This is a genomic window from Streptomyces sp. 13-12-16, from assembly GCF_002114215.1.
Taxonomy (GTDB): domain Bacteria; phylum Actinomycetota; class Actinomycetes; order Streptomycetales; family Streptomycetaceae; genus Streptomyces.
In genome coordinates this window covers 1-2,580 of the sequence record NZ_NCTE01000884.1, presented here as the reverse complement: position 1 = coordinate 2,580, position 2,580 = coordinate 1, and the positions used below count along the sequence as shown (strand labels likewise).

Sequence of the window (2,580 nt, the reverse complement as noted above, 5' to 3'; positions counted from 1 at the left end):
GTGGACGTGGGCGGTGGCCGTGGCCCCCCGGTCGGGCCCGGCGGCGAAGCCGGCCCGCCGGCCGCTCACCCGGTACACGGCGGTGCGCAGTCCCGCCGCGCGGAGCGTCGAGTCCACCGTCCAGAAGTCGCGGGGGCGGGTCGCCACCGCGCCCCCGTGCACCACGAGCCGCCCGCCGGGCGCCAGCACCCGCCGGGCCAGCCCGTAGAACTCCTGCGAGTACAGCTTGGTGCTCGCGGTGATCCCGGGATGCGGCAGGTCCGAGACGAGGACGTCGTACGCCGCCGGGGGCGCCCCGCGCAGCCAGTCGAAGGCGTCCGCGGTGGTCACCCGTACGCGCGGATCGTCGAGGGCGTGCGCGTTCAGCGCGGACAGCGCCGGGTCGCGGCGGGCCAGCCGCACCACGCCCGCGTCGATCTCGACGACGTCGACCCGGCGCACACCGGTGTGGCGCAGCACCTCGCGGACGGCCAGCCCGTCACCGCCGCCGAGGACGAGCACGCGCGCGTGCGGCCCGGTCATCGCGGGGTGCACCAGCGCCTCGTGGTACCGGAGTTCGTCCCGGCCGCTGACCCGCAGCCGCCCGTCGAGGAACAGGTTCAGGGGCCGCCCGTCCCGCCCGCCGGTGAGCAGCACCTCCTGGACGTCCGTCTGGAGGGCCACCCGTACGTCGGAGCCGTACATGGCGTGCCGGGCGGCCCGTTCGAAGTCGTCGACGAGGACGGCCGCCGAGGCGAGGACCGCGAGCACGCACACGTTGACGGTGACCAGCAGCCGACGGGCGCGCCGCGTGAGGTCCTGCCGGAACAGCCCGAGCACCAGCGCCCCGCCGACGACCGCGTTGACGGCGCCCGTGATCAGCGCGCCGGTCAACTGGCCGAGCAGCGGCAGGAGGAGGAAGGGGAAGGCGAGCCCGCCGACGAGCGCGCCGACGTAGTCCGCGGCGGACAGGTCGGCCACCGCGCCGCCCGCGTCCTGCCGGCGGATCCGCTGGATGAGCTCCATCAGCAGCGGCACCTCGGCCCCGATCAGCAGCCCGGTGGCGAGGGAGAAGGCGACCAGCAGCGAGCGCGGACCGCTCGCCCACACCCCGCCCCAGTCGCCCGTCCAGGCGAACACGGCGTACAGCGCCATCGCACTGCACCCGCCGACGAGGGCGAGGGCCGCCTCGACGGCGCCGAACCCGGCGGCCGCGTGCCGCCGCAGCCGTTTCGCGGCGAGGGAGCCGATGCCCATCGCGAAGACCATCACGGACAGCACGACCGACGTCTGGGCGACCGAGTCACCCATCAGATACGTGGCCAGCGCGACCAGTTCCAGCTCGTACACGAGTCCGCAGGCCGCACAGACGAACACGCCCGCGAGGACCAGGAACCTCCCCGTGCCCTGCCGCACCGGCAGCCGCAGCGCGCTTCCCGCGTCGCCGACGGGGCCGTCCGGCCCGCCCCAGGGCTGCACGGAGCCGGGCGGTGCGGGGGCCTGCGGTTCGATCACCCCAGTGACGTTACGTCACGCCCCTACCGCACAACGTCACCCACACGTGTGGTCTTTGTTTACACCTGCCCGATATCGGTACGAGCAACGGCCCCCTCGGCCGGTCTCGCCCGCACCCCCACCCTCGTCCGGGTCGCCACGAGTTGCCCGTCCTGCGGGTAGGCGTGCCAGGTCCGCCAGTGCACCTGGCCCTCGTGGCTCCGGGCGAGCATCGCCGTGAACGCGTGCGGACTGCCCGGGAAGACCCCGGCGAGGCCCTGCGGATGGTCGGAGACCAGGGCCAGCAGCTCCTGGGCACGGCCCGCGAAGGACCCCGGGGAGAACACCTCCACCCGGGCCGCGAACTCGTACTCCCAGTCGTCCACCCGCTTGGCCACGCCCAGCGGAAGCGGCGTACTGCTGCCCGGAATGCACGCCACCGTCTCCGAGCAGAGGCCCCGCTCCTCCTCGATGAGCACCTGGTGGGACGCGCCGAGCAGTCTCAACTGGACTTTCCTTCCGGCCAGTTCGAGATCGAGCGTGGCCAGCGCGGGAAGCGGCTCACGCCCAAGGGCCCAGGCGAGGTCGGCCGCGCGCGTGTCGGAATAGGAGGTGTTCAGGGTCGTGAGCATGGATCGGCTCCGCTGGCACGCGAGGAGGGTGAGACAAGGGGGTCGCGCACCCCGGTCGCGCCGGGGGACTCGGCCCGTCAGCCCGGTCGCCCGGCCGGAAGAAGGGTCCGCGGGGAGTCCGAGGGCTGCGTCGGTGATTTATAGGCAATCATGAAATGTGGTGCCACCACAGCGTTTTTACCCAACTTCGCGGCCTTTCCATCCCTTGGGGGGCTCTCCAGCTCAACTGTTCAACCTCGGCGTGCGCCTCGAGGTGACGGCGTACGCCGGTGGACCGCGCCCCGGAACGGCACAGCGGGGTCCGCCCCAGGTGCGGACCCCGCTGTCGCGGATACGTCATCCCCCGATGCGGGGGCGGGCTGCCCCGTGTCAGCCGCCCCCTCCACCGCATCCGCCGCCGCCCCCGCAGGACGACCCGCCTCCGCAGGACGAGCCACCACCGCAGGACGATCCCCCGGAGGAACCCGACGAGCAG

2 protein-coding genes are annotated in these 2,580 nt (G+C 73.6%); both read right to left on the bottom strand.

The features are described from left to right. Nucleotides 1–1,494: polyamine aminopropyltransferase (locus B7767_RS31270; protein WP_085575080.1), on the bottom strand; the 1,494-nt coding region annotated here is incomplete at its 3' end. 59 nt (nucleotides 1,495–1,553) lie between these two features. Beyond that, nucleotides 1,554–2,105, bottom strand: a complete 552-nt coding sequence (locus B7767_RS31265; protein ID WP_085575079.1) for a DUF2617 family protein — start codon at nucleotides 2,103–2,105, stop codon at nucleotides 1,554–1,556. Nucleotides 2,106–2,580: the final 475 nt, after the last annotated feature.